At 72.7% G+C, this 15,590-nt stretch carries 14 protein-coding genes; 8 read left to right on the top strand and 6 right to left on the bottom strand.

What is annotated here, in order from left to right; genetic code table 11:
- Positions 1–452: 452 nt before the first annotated feature.
- Positions 453–1,142 (bottom strand): phosphate signaling complex protein PhoU, encoded by a 690-nt coding sequence (phoU, locus tag ACIQR3_RS12325; RefSeq protein ID WP_403537612.1) that lies wholly within the window; start codon positions 1,140–1,142, stop codon positions 453–455.
- A gap of 205 nt (positions 1,143–1,347) precedes the next feature.
- Here phoU and ACIQR3_RS12320 point away from each other — a divergent pair, with 205 nt between their 5' ends.
- Together ACIQR3_RS12320 and ACIQR3_RS12315 are read left to right on the top strand one after the other, a co-directional pair.
- Positions 1,348–2,814: a sensor histidine kinase gene (locus ACIQR3_RS12320; RefSeq protein WP_403537610.1), complete on the top strand. Its 1,467-nt coding sequence runs from the start codon at positions 1,348–1,350 to the stop codon at positions 2,812–2,814.
- Positions 2,811–3,491 (top strand): response regulator transcription factor, encoded by a 681-nt coding sequence (locus ACIQR3_RS12315; RefSeq protein ID WP_215166158.1) that lies wholly within the window; start codon positions 2,811–2,813, stop codon positions 3,489–3,491. The genes ACIQR3_RS12320 and ACIQR3_RS12315 overlap by 4 nt, the downstream gene beginning before the upstream one ends.
- Positions 3,492–3,572: 81 nt before the next feature.
- On the opposite strand, the gene ACIQR3_RS12310 is transcribed toward ACIQR3_RS12315, so the two are convergent.
- Positions 3,573–4,292 (bottom strand): DUF461 domain-containing protein, encoded by a 720-nt coding sequence (locus ACIQR3_RS12310; RefSeq protein ID WP_403537608.1) that lies wholly within the window; start codon positions 4,290–4,292, stop codon positions 3,573–3,575.
- Positions 4,293–4,979: 687 nt separating this feature from the next.
- Between ACIQR3_RS12310 and ACIQR3_RS12305 the strand changes: the two genes are divergently transcribed.
- The 6 genes from ACIQR3_RS12305 (at position 4,980) to ACIQR3_RS12280 (ending at position 11,486) form a co-directional block, all read left to right on the top strand.
- Positions 4,980–5,462, top strand: a complete 483-nt coding sequence (locus ACIQR3_RS12305) for a CarD family transcriptional regulator (protein WP_003953493.1) — start codon at positions 4,980–4,982, stop codon at positions 5,460–5,462.
- 310 nt (positions 5,463–5,772) lie between these two features.
- On the top strand, positions 5,773–6,549 hold the full coding sequence (gene ispD / locus ACIQR3_RS12300) for a 2-C-methyl-D-erythritol 4-phosphate cytidylyltransferase (protein ID WP_403537607.1): 777 nt from the start codon (positions 5,773–5,775) through the stop codon (positions 6,547–6,549).
- A complete protein-coding gene (gene ispF / locus ACIQR3_RS12295; protein WP_403537606.1) occupies positions 6,539–7,069 on the top strand; it encodes a 2-C-methyl-D-erythritol 2,4-cyclodiphosphate synthase in 531 nt (176 codons plus the stop codon). Before ispD ends, ispF begins: the two co-directional genes overlap by 11 nt.
- A gap of 103 nt (positions 7,070–7,172) precedes the next feature.
- The gene (cysS, locus tag ACIQR3_RS12290; protein WP_403537604.1) at positions 7,173–8,573 is read left to right on the top strand and encodes a cysteine--tRNA ligase; all 1,401 of its coding nucleotides are present in this window, start codon (positions 7,173–7,175) and stop codon (positions 8,571–8,573) included.
- A gap of 112 nt (positions 8,574–8,685) precedes the next feature.
- A complete protein-coding gene (gene rlmB / locus ACIQR3_RS12285) occupies positions 8,686–9,624 on the top strand; it encodes a 23S rRNA (guanosine(2251)-2'-O)-methyltransferase RlmB (RefSeq protein WP_215166165.1) in 939 nt (312 codons plus the stop codon).
- Between the two features lie 98 nt (positions 9,625–9,722).
- Complete coding sequence (locus ACIQR3_RS12280; RefSeq protein ID WP_403537602.1) at positions 9,723–11,486, top strand: DoxX family membrane protein; 1,764 nt, start codon at positions 9,723–9,725, stop codon at positions 11,484–11,486.
- Positions 11,487–11,586: 100 nt separating this feature from the next.
- Here ACIQR3_RS12280 and ACIQR3_RS12275 read toward each other — a convergent pair whose 3' ends face one another.
- From ACIQR3_RS12275 to ACIQR3_RS12260, 4 genes are all read right to left on the bottom strand, one after another.
- Positions 11,587–12,318: an NDP-sugar synthase gene (locus ACIQR3_RS12275; RefSeq protein WP_403537601.1), complete on the bottom strand. Its 732-nt coding sequence runs from the start codon at positions 12,316–12,318 to the stop codon at positions 11,587–11,589.
- Positions 12,319–12,521: 203 nt separating this feature from the next.
- On the bottom strand, positions 12,522–12,977 hold the full coding sequence (locus ACIQR3_RS12270) for a hypothetical protein (RefSeq protein WP_215166172.1): 456 nt from the start codon (positions 12,975–12,977) through the stop codon (positions 12,522–12,524).
- A gap of 241 nt (positions 12,978–13,218) precedes the next feature.
- Positions 13,219–14,355: a diacetylchitobiose ABC transporter ATP-binding protein MsiK gene (gene msiK / locus ACIQR3_RS12265; protein ID WP_403537600.1), complete on the bottom strand. Its 1,137-nt coding sequence runs from the start codon at positions 14,353–14,355 to the stop codon at positions 13,219–13,221.
- A 156-nt stretch (positions 14,356–14,511) separates the two neighbouring features.
- Complete coding sequence (locus tag ACIQR3_RS12260; protein ID WP_403537598.1) at positions 14,512–15,588, bottom strand: helix-turn-helix transcriptional regulator; 1,077 nt, start codon at positions 15,586–15,588, stop codon at positions 14,512–14,514.
- Positions 15,589–15,590: the final 2 nt, after the last annotated feature.

Genomic DNA, 15,590 nt, shown 5'->3' with positions numbered 1-15,590 from the left:
CCCGTTCGCCCCTCTTCCATGGTGCGTCCGTACGCGGGCCGGGGCGACCCCCGGGCCGTACGGCGGAGGGCCCCGGCGTGCACCGGGGCCCTCCGTCTCGCTTCCGTACCGTCAGCCGCACTGGCAGGGATTGCCCGACTGACAACCGCAGCCGCAGCCCGAGCCGCAGCCGCAGGAGGCGATCAGAGGCAGGCTCCTGATGTCGGTGGGCTGCTCGGTCGGGCGTTCCCGCGCGGGGTCGGGCGTCGTGCTGGGGGATTCGGCCATGGTCCCTCCTGAGAGTGGTGCCTGTGCCCATTGGAAGCCCGGGGCAGCGGTCGCATCAACGGCGCACAGAGGCGCCGACGCACGCCCCGGCGCGGCCCCCGCACGCCCTGGCGGGAGCGCGTACCGCCCACCCGCGCGCCCCACCGAGGCGAGAACGCGACCGGAACGGCGACCCCGCCGCGGGCTCAGGCCCCCTCCACCCCCGTCACCGGCTGGATGTCCGGCTGGATCTCGTCCGCGTGCTCACCGGTGACCAGGTACACCACCCGCTTGGCCACGGCCACCGCGTGGTCCGCGTACCGCTCGTAGTAGCGGCCCAGCAGCGTCACGTCGACGGCCGTCTCGATGCCGTGCTTCCACTTCTCCTCCATCAGGTGCTGGAAGAGCGTGCGGTGCAGCAGGTCCATCTCGTCGTCGTCCTGCTCCAGCTGGAGCGCCAGGTCGACGTCCTTGGTGATGATGACCTCGGCCGCCTTCGCCATCAGGCGCTGCGCGAGCTGGCCCATCTCCAGGATGGTGGCGTGCAGGTCCTGGGGGACCGCGCGCTCCGGGTAACGCAGCCGGGCCAGCTTCGCGACGTGCTGCGCCAGGTCGCCCGAGCGCTCCAGGTCCGCCGACATCCGCAGCGACGTCACGACGATCCGCAGGTCCGTCGCCACCGGCTGCTGCCGGGCCAGCAGGGCTATCGCCTTGGCCTCCAGGTCGTGCTGGAGCTCGTCGACCTTCTGGTCGGCCTCGATCACGCTCTCGGCCAGCTTCAGGTCGGCGTCGAGGATGGCGGTCGTGGCGCGCCCGATCGCCGACCCGACCAGCCGGGCCATCTCCACCAGTCCGTCGCCGATCGAATCCAGTTCCTCGTGGTACGCGTCCCGCATCTTCGGTTCCCTCTCGTACGTCCTGTCAGGGGGCTCCTGTCAGGGGGTCTTGACTCCCACGCTGCCACGTTCCGGCTCGTACGCGTCCGTTTCCGGCATCTCAAATGAATCAGTACTGGCTCCAAGGTGAACTCTGGGCGACGAGTGTTCGAGGTCGCACCCCGATGGCTTCGGCCGGGCCGCACCCCATGCCTAACCTGGACGCATGGACGTGAACGCGGCGGTCGCCGCAATGGCAGCGATCGCCGGAGCACTCACCGGCGTCATCGCCACGCTCGCGTTCCGCTGGAGCGAGCGCGACCAGAAGCGCCCCACCCGCACCTCGCTGCACACGGACCCGGTGCTTCCGCCGGGTGTGGACACCGTCCTGTCGGTCCTGAGGTCCTCCGCCGTCGTGCTCGACGAGGAGGACGCCGTGGTCAAGGCCAGCTCGGCGGCGTACGCCCTCGGCCTGGTCCGCGGCGGCAAGCTCGCCGTCGACCCGATGCTCCAGATGGCGCGCGACACCCGGCGGGACGGCGAGATACGGCAGGTCGAGCTGGACCTGGCCCGGCGCGGCACCGGACGGGGCGAGGCCCTGGCGGTCTCCGCGCGCGTCGCTCCCCTCGGCTCCCGCCTGGTGCTGCTCCTCGTCGAGGACCTCACCGAGGCCCGGCGCATCGAGGCGGTACGGCGCGACTTCGTCGCCAACGTGAGCCACGAGCTGAAGACGCCGGTCGGCGCGCTCTCGCTGCTGTCCGAGGCCGTCATGGACGCCTACGACGACCCCGAGGCCGTGACCCGCTTCGCCGGGCGCATGCAGATCGAGGCCACCCGGCTCACCAACCTCGTACAGGAACTGATCGACCTCTCCCGGGTCCAGAACGACGACCCGCTGGAGGACGCCGAGCCGGTCCGCGTCGACGAACTGGTCGCCGAGGCCATCGACCGCTGCCGGCACGCCGCGGGCACCAAGCAGATCACCATGGCCGCCGGCGGCACCGCGGACCTGCGGGTGCACGGCAACCGCGGCCAGCTCGCCGCCGCCCTCGGCAACCTCGTCGAGAACGCCGTCAACTACTCGCCCGCCCGCACCCGCGTCGGTATCGCCGCCCGTCGCGTCTCCGCCTCCGGCGGTGACATGATCGAGGTGGCCGTGACCGACCAGGGCATCGGCATCTCCGACAAGGACAAGGAGCGCATCTTCGAGCGCTTCTACCGCGTCGACCCGGCCCGGTCCCGCGCCACCGGCGGCACCGGCCTGGGCCTCGCGATCGTCAAGCACGTGGCCGCCTCGCACGGCGGGGAGGTCACGGTGTGGAGCGCCGAGAACCAGGGCTCCACCTTCACCCTGCGGCTGCCGGAGGCGGGCTCGGCCCGCGTCCGCGCGCGGCAGCGTCCCGACCGCTTCGGACTCGCCGACGACGCCGACGACGACGCCGAGGACATGGCGGGCCCGGCCGGCCTGGCGGACACGGAGCGTGCGGAGGCCGCAGAAGGCACGCACGACACGCACGACACGCAGGACACGGGGGGCCCGGCGGACGACCGGTCCACCGCTTCCTCCGTCGCGTCCCCCGCCGCACCAGCCGCCCCCGCCGCATCCGCCGGACCAGTCACACCCGCCACACCCGCCACACCCCCTGCTCCATCCCCGTACCAAACGCTTCCCGCCCCGGAGGTCCTTCCGTGACCCGTGTGCTCGTCGTCGAGGACGAGGAGTCCTTCTCCGACGCCCTGTCGTACATGCTCCGCAAGGAGGGCTTCGAGGTCGCCGTCGCGACCACGGGGCCCGACGGACTCGACGAGTTCGAGCGCAACGGCGCCGACCTCGTCCTCCTCGACCTGATGCTGCCCGGCCTGCCGGGCACCGAGGTCTGCCGTCAGCTGCGGTCCCGCTCCAACGTCCCGGTGATCATGGTCACCGCCAAGGACAGTGAGATCGACAAGGTGGTCGGACTGGAGATAGGGGCCGACGACTACGTCACCAAGCCCTTCTCCACCCGCGAACTGGTCGCCCGTATCCGCGCCGTACTGCGCCGCCGCGGCGAGCCGGAGGAGGTCACCCCGGCCGCCCTGGAGGCCGGGCCCGTCCGGATGGACGTCGACCGGCACGTGGTGACCGTGGCCGGCGCCAAGGTCGACCTGCCGCTGAAGGAGTTCGACCTGCTGGAGATGCTGCTGCGCAACGCCGGCCGGGTACTGACCCGGATGCAGCTCATCGACCGGGTCTGGGGCGCCGACTACGTCGGTGACACCAAGACCCTCGACGTCCACGTCAAGCGCCTGCGCGCCAAGATCGAGCCGGACCCGGGCGCGCCGCGGTACCTGGTGACGGTCCGCGGCCTCGGCTACAAGTTCGAGCCGTAAACCGCCGCGGACCACGCGCACGCACCACGCCGAAGGGCGGGACTCCCGGTGTCGGGGGTCCCGCCCTTCGGCGTACGGGGCTCAGTGGCCGGAGGTGTCCGTGTCCGCGTCCGCGTCGGCGGAGACGCCGGCGGACGCCGAGTCCGTCGGGGTGCCCGACGCGGAGGCCTCGGCTCCGGCGTCACCGGACGGGTCGCCCGACGCGTCACCGGCCTGGCGCTCGGAGGTCTCCTCGTCGGGGGAGGCGGACGACGTCGCCGGGTTCTCGGTGGCGTCCGGCGAGGTCGGGACCTCGCTCGGGCCCCACGAGGTGAAGTAGCTCTCGGCCGGGACGACGAACGCCTTCAGGCTCACGTCACCGGCCTTGCTGAAGGTGAAGGTGATCTTCTGCGCGTCGCCGTCCTGGACGGCCTCGCTGCCGTTGGTCAGCACGGCGGCGGCGTTGTTCTCGCCGCCGATGATCAGGGAGCCCCCGGCCGGGACGGTCAGCTCCTTGCCCTTGACCGGCTTCAGCTCCGCGGTCTTGCCGGTGCCGTCGACGCGGATCGACTCCAGCGTCTGGGCGGTGGAGCCGTTGTTGAAGAAGGTGGCGGAGACGGCGGCCGGGCCGGTCGACTCGGGGTCCGGCTGGGTGACGACGATGGCGTTCTGGATCTTGATGTCGCCGACGGTCGTCGCGGCGTTGTCCGGCTTGATCTGCAAGGTCTGGGCGTTGTTGCCGGCACCGCACGCGGCGAGCGAGGCGATCGAGAACGCGATGGCGGCGGCGGCGAGGGCGCCGCGTCGAAGGCTGCTGCTCACGGCGGCGGCAACTCCTTGACTCGTCGAGGCGGCGGCAACGGATAAAGCCGCCCTAAGTGATGGTCAGCGGCTTCAGGTTACCGACCGGGTCGCCCGCCGCCGCACCCGACCCTCCCCCTCTGGGCTCCGGCTTCGCCCGGAGGGCGGCCCGGCCGTCCTCCGGCGCACCGGATCACAGCGGCCACCTGAGAGCACGGTGTCACCCGTGCCACACAAGCCACACCAGTCACATTGAGCCATCCGTGCCCCGTCATTCACATAAGAACCTCGTGGAGAACCCTCGCGGCATACCACCGGCCGAACGGACCACACATTTTCCGTGAAGGAATGTGCGGGCGGGGGCGGAATTGATCACGGGCCGGGTAGTGCGAACGTGTCGTGATCAATTCTGGATTCGTCCGGAAGCCCGCCCAGGGCACCGAACGGAGTAGCGGAAGTCGCACGCATGGAACCGGACATAAGGGGACGTTCGGCCGCCCGGTGGGGCCTCCGGAGGTGTGTGACGGCGGTGTTTCGCCCGCCCTGAAGAGCCGCTCCGACCTGCGAATACCTTCTTCCGGTCGGCCCGCGCAGCACGTCCCGGTTGCTGTTGTCAAGCCCCGAGATATGCCCTGACCTGCGAAAACGCCATTCAGAACCCGCCGTTTCCGTGTTACCCTGGATAGCCACGGAAGGGGTACCTGTCACATGACGTTCAAGGTTGGCGACACCGTGGTCTATCCCCATCACGGGGCCGCGCTGATCGAGGCTATCGAAACTCGCCAGATCAAAGGCGTGGACAAGACCTACTTGGTGCTGAAGGTCGCCCAGGGCGACCTGACGGTACGTGTGCCAGCGGACAATGCGGAGTTCGTCGGCGTGCGTGATGTGGTCGGTCAGGACGGGCTGGACCGGGTCTTCGAGGTGCTGCGCGCGCCGTACGCCGAGGAGCCCACGAACTGGTCGCGTCGTTACAAGGCAAACCTGGAGAAGCTCGCCTCCGGCGATGTCATCAAGGTCGCGGAGGTGGTACGCGACCTGTGGCGCCGGGAGCGTGAGCGCGGACTCTCCGCCGGTGAGAAGCGCATGCTCGCCAAGGCCCGCCAGATCCTGGTGAGCGAGCTGGCTCTCGCGGAGAACACCAACGAGGACAAGGCCGAAGCCCTGCTCGACGAGGTGCTCGCCTCCTGAGGCGCTCCTCCTGAAGTACGGCTCCTGAAGCACGGCGGAACCCCTCGGTTCCGCACATGAAATGCCGCGGTGCCCGATGACGTCTTTGCCGTCGCGGGCGCTGCGGCATGTCCGTACCCAGGTGCCTTCCGCACGGTGCTTTCCGTACGCTCACCCCGGGGGAATTCCTGAGACCTCCCCCGAGTCCTGGTGTGCCGGGCCCGGGCAGCTGCCTCGACCAGTGTCACGGAAGGGTCCGGTCAAGGCGTCGCGCCCGGCACTCCCAGGGCCATACCCACGCCAGGCCAGCACACAAACCTGACAGGAACCGATGTCTGACGAATCGCGTCCCTCGCCCGCGGACACCCCTGTGACCAGCCCCGCAGGGGCCCGTACCGCCGCCGTCATCCCCGCTGCCGGACGGGGCGTGCGCCTCGGGCCCGGCGCTCCCAAGGCCCTGCGCACGCTGGGCGGCACGCCGATGCTCATCCACGCGGTCCGCGCGATGGCCGCCTCCCGCGCGGTCTCCCTGGTCGTGGTCGTGGCGCCGCCCGACGGAGCCGTCGAGGTCAAGACCCTGCTCGCGGCCCACGCCCTGCCCGAGCGCACCGACTTCACGGTCGTCCCGGGCGGCGAGTCCCGTCAGGAGTCCGTACGGCTCGGCCTGGACGCGCTGCCGCCCGAGTACGACGTCGTCCTCGTCCACGACGCCGCCCGGCCGCTGGTGCCCGTCGACACGGTGGACTCCGTCATCGAGGCGGTGCGCGAGGGCGCCCCGGCGGTGGTGCCGGCGCTGCCGCTCGCCGACACGGTCAAGGAGGTCGCGCCGGCCGCGGTGCCCGGCGGGGCCGAGCCGGTGGTGGCGACGCCCGAGCGGGCGCGGCTGCGGGCGGTGCAGACGCCGCAGGGCTTCGACCGGCAGGTGCTGGTGCGGGCCCACGCGGAGGTGACGGAGAACGTGACCGACGACGCGAGCATGGTGGAGCAGCTCGGGCTGACGGTGATGGTGGTGCCGGGCCACGAGGAGGCGTTCAAGGTGACGCGCCCGCTCGACCTGGTGCTGGCCGAGGCGGTCGTGGCGCGCAGGAGGCTGAACGATGGCTTCTGACGCCGTGCGGGAGACCCTCCCGGTCCTGCCGAGGGTCGGCATCGGTACCGACATCCACGCCTTCGAGGACGGGCGCGAGCTGTGGTGCGCCGGGCTGAAGTGGGAGGACGAGGGACCCGGACTGGCCGGGCACTCCGACGCGGACGTGGTCGCGCACGCGGCGTGCAACGCGCTCTTCTCGGCGGCCGGGCTCGGGGACCTGGGACAGCACTTCGGGACCGGGCGGCCCCAGTGGTCCGGGGCGTCCGGGGTGACGTTGCTGACGGAGGCCGCGCGGATCGTGCGCGCGGCCGGGTTCCGGATCGGGAACGTCGCCGTCCAGGTCGTCGGGGCCCGGCCGAAGGTCGGCAAGCGCCGGGCCGAGGCGGAGAAGGTGCTCTCGGACGCGGTGGGGGCGCCGGTGTCGGTGTCCGGCGCGACGACGGACGGGCTCGGGTTCCCGGGCCGGGGGGAGGGGCTGATGGCGGTCGCGACGGCACTGGTCGTCTCCGACCCGGCCGCTGCCCGCCCGCCCGCCTGACCCGGCCGGCACCAAGGGTCCCCGCCCCCGCGGGCGGGGGCTCCGTCCGCCCGGGGTCCCGGAAAGTCATGGGGCACTGTCCGCGGGCCACTACCCTGGACTCGTGACTATTCGGCTGTACGACACCAGCGCCCGGCAGATCCGTGACTTCGCCCCCCTCACGCCGGGCTGCGTCTCGATCTACCTGTGTGGCGCCACCGTGCAGGCCGCCCCGCACATCGGGCACATCCGGTCGGGGCTGAACTTCGACATCATGCGCCGCTGGTTCGCGTACCGCGGCTACGACGTCACGTTCATCCGCAACGTCACCGACATCGACGACAAGATCATCAAGAAGGCGGCCGAGCAGAACCGCCCCTGGTGGTCCATCGGCTACGAGAACGAGCGGGCGTTCAACGACGCCTACGCCGCCCTCGGCTGCCTGCCGCCCAGCTACGAGCCGCGCGCCACCGGCCACATCACCGAGATGGTCGAGATGATGCGCGGCCTCATCGAGCGCGGCCACGCCTACGAGGCCGAGGGCAACGTCTACTTCGACGTACGGTCGCTGCCCGGATACCTGTCCCTGTCCAACCAGGACCTCGACGACCTCCGCCAGCCCTCCGGCGAGGGCGAGACCGGCAAGCGCGACCCGCGGGACTTCGCGATGTGGAAGGCGGCCAAGCCCGGCGAGCCGAGCTGGGAGACGCCGTGGGGCCGGGGGCGGCCCGGCTGGCACCTGGAGTGCTCGGCCATGGCGCACAAGTACCTGGGCCGCGAGTTCGACATCCACGGCGGCGGGATCGACCTGATCTTCCCGCACCACGAGAACGAGATCGCCCAGGCCAAGGGCTTCGGCGACGCCTTCGCCCGCTACTGGGTGCACAACGCCTGGGTCACCATGAGCGGCGAGAAGATGTCCAAGTCGCTCGGCAACAGCGTCCTCGTCAGCGAGATGGCCAGGCAGTGGCGGCCCATCGTGCTCCGCTACTACCTGGGCACCCCGCACTACCGCTCCACCATCGAGTACAGCGAGGAGTCGCTGCGCGAGGCGGAGACCGCGTTCGCCCGGATCGAGGGATTCGTGCAGCGCGCCGTCGAACTGGCCGGCACCACCGTCGAACCCGCCGCCGAGGTGCCGCCCGCCTTCGCCGAGGCGATGGACGACGACCTCGGCGTCCCGCAGGCGCTCGCCGTCGTGCACACCACCGTCCGCCAGGGCAACAGCGCGCTGGCCGCCGACGACAAGGACGCCGCCGTCGCGCGGCTCGCCGAGGTGCGGGCCATGCTCGGGGTGCTGGGCCTGGACCCGCTGGACGCCCGCTGGGCCGGCGAGAGCGAGCGCGGCGAGGACCTGAACGGCGTCGTCGACAGCCTCGTACGCCTCGTGCTCGACCAGCGGGAAGCGGCGCGCGGCCGCAAGGACTGGGCCACCGCGGACGCGATCCGCGACTCGCTCGGGCAGGCCGGGCTGGTCATCGAGGACAGCCCGCAGGGACCCCGCTGGAGCGTCGGCCCCCGCTGACCGGCACCCTCGACCGAAGATCTCAACCGAAGATCGACTGTGCCGCCCGGCCCCCCGGGCGGCACACTGCATAAGACTTACTGACAGACATCAGAGAGCGAGACACGTACTCATGGCCGCTAACAACCGCCGCATGTCCGGCAAGAAGGGCGCGCAGGTCGGCAGTGGCGGCCAGCGGCGCCGGGGCCTGGAAGGCAAGGGGCCCACGCCGCCCGCCGAGATGCGCAAGGGACACGTCAAGCAGCGCGCCGCCGCCGCGAAGAGCCGCCGCGCCCAGGGGCGCACGCAGGCGCGGCGGGGCGGCAGGTCGGCCTCCGAGATGGTCGTCGGCCGCAACCCCGTCGTCGAGGCGCTGCGCGGGGGCGTGCCCGCCTCCACGCTCTACGTCCAGCAGTTCATCGACAGCGACGAGCGGGTACGGGAGGCGCTCCAGCTCGCCGCCGAGCGCGGCGGCATCAACCTCATGGAGGCGCCGCGCCCCGAGCTGGACCGCATGACCAACGGGCTGAACCACCAGGGGCTCGTCCTCCAGGTGCCGCCCTACGAGTACGCCCACCCCGAGGACCTGCTCGACGCCGCCGCCGACGACGGCGAGGACGCGCTGATCGTCGCCCTCGACGGGGTCACCGACCCGCGCAACCTCGGCGCCGTCGTCCGCTCCGTCTCCGCGTTCGGCGGGCACGGCGTGGTCGTGCCCGAGCGGCGCGCGGCCGGGATGACCGCGGGCGCCTGGAAGACGTCCGCCGGCACGGCCGCCCGTACGCCCGTCGCCCGCGCCACCAACCTGACGCGCGCGCTGGAGCAGTACAAGAAGGCCGGGGTCACGGTCGTCGGACTGGCCGCCGACGGGGAGGTCGAGGTCGGTGAGCTGGAGGCCCTGGCGGGGCCCGTCGTCATCGTCGTCGGCAGCGAGGGCAAGGGACTGTCCCGGCTGGTCGGCGAGACCTGCGACTTCCGGGTGCGCATCCCGATGCCGGGCGGCGCCGAGTCGCTCAACGCCGGTGTGGCGGCGGGCGTCGTGCTCTACGAGGCGGCCCGCAGGCGTTCCTGACGGGCACCGGACGGTGCCGCTGGTGCGGGTGATCTTGACGGGGTCCGGACAGACTCGGCGGGTCAAGGCAGTGTCCTAACGTCACGTCACTCGGTTAGATGAGTGTGGACACCAGAACACCCCGCACACCCACGGGGGACCGCTCGTCGGGAATCGACGACGCTCCCGCGCTGAGCATGGTGAAGGTGCCGAGCGATCCGGCCGAGGTCATCGTCAACCACGCGAGTTTCCGCGTGCAGTTGGGTACCTCGGCGGGGCGGACCAGGTCCGCGCGGATCACCCGGCATCTGAGCGCCACCCAGGACACCGCCCGCATCCCCGTCGTCGGCACCGACGCGCGGACGGGCGCCCCGGCCGCGCCCGCCCGCCGCCGTCCCGTCGTCTGGAGCGGCCGGTCCGACCCGGACGACACCGGTGCCCACCGGCTGCTCCAGGCCGTACGGGCCGGCGCCGCCCCGGCCGACCCCGGCGCCACCCAGGTCATCCCGCACGTCGACGCCGACGGCCCGCCCGGCGACGGCTACGACGACGGGTACGGCGACACGTACGCCGAGTACGACGACCGCTCCACCCAGACGCTCCCGACCCCGGTCGTCGGCGCCCAGCGCACCGGCGGCAGTACCGGCGGCAGCACCGACGGCACCCGGCTGCTGCCCGCCATGCGCACCGTCGGCAGCGCCTACGACGAACCCGGCTTCGGGCAACCGCCCTACCCGGACGAGGAGTACGGCGCCTACGAGGACGAGGCGGACGACGGCCTCGAACCGGCCGGACCGCGCTCCGGGCAGCACACCGACGACCCCGCGCGGCACGCCTACTACCCCGGCCGCCGGATGAACCTGGGCGTCGTGCTGCTCCCGCTGCGCGTCTTCCTCGGCTTCATCTCCGTCTACGCCGGCATGGGCAAGCTCTGCGACCCGGTCTACTTCGACGGCGGCGAACGCGGCTCCATGGTGAAGTGGCTGAACACGCTGCACCCGTGGGAAGTCGCCGAGCCACTGCGCCAGTTCGCCCTCGCCCACCCGGTCGGCTCCGGGCTGGTCATCGCCTTCCTCCAGGTCATCGTCGGCGTCCTGACCGTGCTCGGCTGCTGGCAGCGGGTGGCCGCCGCGGTCGGCGCGTTCCTGTCGGCGGCCCTGCTGCTCACGGTGAGCTGGAAGAGCGTCCCCGTCTACGACGCCCCCGACATCATCTACCTCGCCGCCTGGTCGCCGCTGGTCATCGCCGGGGCGCCGGTGTACTCGGTCGACGGCCGGCTCGCGGGCGGTGCCTGGCGGCGGCTGGGCCCGCGCTCCGACATCTGGGAGCTGCGCCGGTACGTGCTGCGCCGCGGCGCCCTGATCACCTTCCTCGTCACCGGCGTGACCCTGCTGGTCGGCTCGCTCCTCGGCGGCGCCGTGCGGGACGCGGGCCGGGTGGTCGTCCCCGGGCCGGGCGAGAGCCCGCGCAACGAACTGCCGGGCTCGCCGCTGCCCGAGGAGCCCGGCGAGCGGCAAGGCGGCAGCCCCGAGGCGTCCACCTCGCCGACCCGGGGCGCCACCTCCGGGACGACGACCGGCCCCAGCGGCGCAGCCACCACGCCGGGCGCGGCCCGCACCACCGACGGTGCCGCGACGGGCGGTGCGCCGAGCCAGACCCAGGGGACCACGGGCGGGCAGGCCCCGCCGCCCCGGTCCGACCCGGCCGGACAGGCCCCGAGCACCAGCGCCGGGCCGACGGGCGGCGGCGCCACCACGGGCGGCGGCTCCGCCGCGACCAGCGGTACGGGCACCGGCTCCGGCACGGAGACCGGTGGCGGCGGCGACGGCGGCGGGACGACCTCTCCCGGGCGGCCCGGTCTCGTCGGGGGCCTGCTGGGCTGACCGCACGGGACGGACGTACCCGCAGGGGCCCCGCACCTCCGTGAAACACGGAGGTGCGGGGCCCCTCGGCTTGCTTCCCGCGTCCTGTGCGGGCGGGTGGTCAGCGGTTCAGCGCGGCCAGTTCCTTCGCCGCCTCCGTCAGGTCCTTCGCGGTGTCGATCGCCCGCCAGTAGGAGCCCTGGGGGATCGGGAAGCCGGACAGCCGGCGCTCGCGGGCCAGCCGGGGGAACGTCGTCCGCTCGTGGTCACCGCGCTCCGGGAGCATCGCGGCGAACGCCGGGGAGAACACGTAGACGCCCGCGTTGATCTCGAACGTCGACGGGGGCGCCTCGATGAAGTCGGTGATGCGGCCGAAGCCGTCCGTCTGCACGGCGCCCCACGGCAGCCGCGGACGGGCCAGGGCGAGGGTGGCGACGGCGTCCCGCTCGGTGTGGAAGTCGGCCATGTCGCGCAGCGAGAACCGGGTCCAGATGTCGCCGTTGGTGGCGTACCAGGGGCGGTCCGGGTGGGGCAGGCGGGCGGCGGCGTACTTCAGGCCGCCGCCGCGGCCGAGCGGCTCGGGTTCCACGACGGTCGTCACGGAGACCGGCAGGTCGGTGTCGTCCAGCCACTTCTGGAGCACCTCGGCGAGGTGGCCGCAGGAGACCACCACGTCCGTCACGCCCTCCTCGGCGAGCCAGGCGAGCTGGTGACCGATGATCGGCGTCCCCGTGCCGGGGATCTCGACCATCGGCTTGGGCCGGTCGTCGGTGTACGGGCGCAGCCGGGAGCCTTGGCCGCCGGCGAGGACGACGGCTTGGGTGGGGCGGCGGGACACGGTCGGGTCGGTCATGAGCCGCACTTTACGGGGGTGCGGCTCGGGGACGTACGCCGTGGTCCGGCGAGGGGGCGAGGGGGTCGGGCGGGGGGCAAGGGGGCGAGGGGGTCCGGCGGGGGCGGGCGGTACGTGACCGGTCGCGTCCGCGCGGCGGAGCCGTACGGGGTCACGGGGCCGCGCCCCCCGGGGGCGTCGTCGGCCGCCGGCCCTCTCGCGGGTCAGCTGTGGGCGGACAGGACGCCCGAGGCGAAGGCGGTGTCGCAGACCGGGCGGGAGTAGGACTGGGCGCGGGTCGGGCCGTAGACGCGGACCGCGGCCCGGCCGAGGGCGCGGGCGATGGAGGCGCAGTGCCGGGCGAGCGCCGGGCGTTCGTCGACGGCCTCCTGGAGGTGGGTGAGGGCGACGCCCGGGTCCTCCTCCTGCAACTCGGTCAGCAGCCGGTCGCGCAGCACCTCCTGCGGGGCGCGGGCGGCGGCGGGCGAGGACGCCTCGGGGGCGGTGACGTCCGACGCGGTGAGCACCGAGTTCGAGGGTGCCCCCGACCAGTTGACCCGGGTGACCGCGAGGGTCCCGGAGAGCACCAGGACGACGGGCAGGACGAAGGCGAGGGAGCGGCCGATCCGGCGGGCGGGTCCCCGGCCGCGTCGCGTCTTCAGGGCGGTGGAGTGCTTCACGGAGTGCTTCACGCGAGTGAGGGTAGCGTCCGGTAATGATTTGGCGACATTTAGTCACCGGTTCGGGGGATGAGAAAGGGGGTCCGTGGAGGCGGGAGGTTGACGAACGGGGGTCGAAACGTCGGGTGTGCCGGGGTATTTGTCGACAACGGGAAGGGCCCCGCGGCAAGGCCGCGGGGCCCTTTTCGTCATCGCGGGTGAATGTTCCCCGCGAAACCTCGGCTGTGCTCTTCCGCCCTCGTCAGTCGGAGAGGCGCTCGCCCGTGGAGGTCGAGAAGACGTGGGTCTCGCCCGGCCGCGGCACGACGTGCACGGTGGCGCCCTTCTCCGGGATCGCGCGGCTGTTGACGCGGACCACCAGGTCCTTGGTCTCGCCGCCGACCTGGACCGTGCCGTAGACGTAACCGTCGGCGCCGGTCTCCTCGACGACGTTGACCGTGACCGCGAGGCCGGCCGGGGCGTCCGCGGTGGCCTTCGCCAGGCCGGCGGCGGCACCGCCGCCCAGCTCGGCGACGTCGAAGTGCTCGGGGCGGACGCCGACGGTGACCGTGCGGTCGCCCTTGTCGGCGGCGGCCTTGAGCGCGTCCCGGTTGACCGGCACCACGCTGTTGCCGAACTTCACGCCGCCGTCGGTGATCGGCACCTCGACGAGGTTCATCGCGGGGGAGCCGATGAAGCCGGCGACGAAGAGGTTGGCGGGCTTGTCGTACATGTTGCGCGGGGTGTCGACCTGCTGGAGCAGGCCGTCCTTCAGCACGGCGACCCGGTCGCCCATCGTCATGGCTTCGACCTGGTCGTGGGTGACGTAGACGGTGGTGATGCCCAGGCGGCGCTGGAGCGAGGCGATCTGCGTACGCGTCGACACGCGGAGCTTGGCGTCCAGGTTGGACAGCGGCTCGTCCATGAGGAAGACCTGCGGCTCACGGACGATCGCGCGGCCCATCGCGACACGCTGGCGCTGACCGCCGGAGAGCGCCTTCGGCTTGCGGTCCAGGTACTCGGTGAGGTCGAGGATCTTCGCGGCCTCCTCGACCTTCTGCCGGATCTCCGCCTTGTTGACGCCGGCGATCTTGAGTGCGAAGCCCATGTTGTCGGCGACGGTCATGTGCGGGTACAGCGCGTAGTTCTGGAACACCATGGCGATGTCCCGGTCCTTGGGCGGCAGGTGGGTGACGTCGCGGTCACCGATGCGGATGGCGCCGCCGTTGACGTCCTCCAGGCCCGCGAGCATGCGCAGGGAGGTGGACTTGCCGCAGCCGGACGGGCCGACGAGGACGAGGAACTCGCCGTCCGCGATCTCGATGTCGAGGCCGTCGACGGCGGGCTTGGTGGAACCCGGGTAGACCCGGGTCGCCTTGTCGAACGTGACAGTGGCCATGGTGAAAGGCCCCCTTCTACCGGCAGGAACGTGCCGGACGATCCGTTGTAGGAAGGTGGTGCCACGACGGGGGTCCGGGCTCGGGTCCGTCGCGGTGTCCGTGGATGTTCAGTTGTGGAGGTTCGTGCCTGGTGTAGGCCACACAGGTGAACTGGGTCAGGACGGTACCCCGCGTTCACCTGGTCTGTCAGTACCTGAGGCGGCGTGAACTTCAGGGGAATTCGGCGGGAGGCGTGTGTAGCGCCGGGCCAGTGCGGCCACGGTGTCCGCCACGGCCCGGCGCAGGGGCTCGGGACCCAGCACCTCCGCCTCCGTGCCGAGCCGCAGCAGGTCGCCGACCGCGACCGCCTCCGTCTCGACGGGCAGCTCCACCTCCGCCCAGCCGTCCGCGCCGGCCGGCTCGGCGCCCTCCAGGGCCCGCGCGCCCGCCGCCCCGAACAGCATCGGCAGCAGCTTCCGGCCCCGGGGGGAGATCCGGAGCCGGGCCGTGCCCCGGTGCAGCCGGGCCTCCAGCCGCCGGGAGGACTCCGCCCAGTGGGCGGCGAGCGAGAATCCGGCGGGGCGGTCGAAGACCTCGTCCGTCACCTCGGCGCCGAGGAAGCGGGAGACGCGGTACGTACGCGGCGCCCCGGCTTCCCGGTCCGTCCCCTCCTTCCCGTCCTTCCCGTCCTGCACCGCCGCCACCAGGTACCAGATCCCGCCCTTGAGGACGAGGCCCAGCGGGCGCAGCTCCCGCTCCACCTCCCCGGCCCAGCGCCGGTAGCGGGCGCGCACCACCCGCTGGTCCCACACCGCCCCCGCGACCGCCTCCAGGTACGGCACCGGGTCGGCGTCCCGGAACCACGCCGGGGCGTCCAGGTGGAAGCGCTCCTGGACCCGCGCCGCCCGCCCGGCGGCCGTGGCCGGCAGCGCCGCCCGCAGCTTGAGCTGAGCCGACGTCAGCACCGCGCCCAGGCCCAGGTCACGGGCCGGGCCCGGCGCCCCCGCGAGGAACAGGGAGGTGGCCTCGGCGCCGGTGAGACCGGTCAGCCGGGTGCGGTAACCGTCCATCAGGCGGTAACCCCCGGCGGGGCCCCGGTCGGCGGCCACCGGGACACCGGCCGCGCCGAGCGCCTCGACGTCCCGGTAGACCGTGCGGACGGACACCTCCAGTTCGGCGGCGAGTTCGGGCGCGGTCATCCGGCCGCGGCTCTGCAGCAGCAGGAGCAGGGAAAGGAGCCGGTCGGCGCGCATGG

The sequence above is a fragment of the Streptomyces sp. NPDC090994 genome (assembly GCF_044768905.1).
GTDB lineage: Bacteria > Actinomycetota > Actinomycetes > Streptomycetales > Streptomycetaceae > Streptomyces.
Note: the sequence above shows the minus strand (reverse complement) of the source record. Positions and strands in the feature narration are given on the sequence as shown.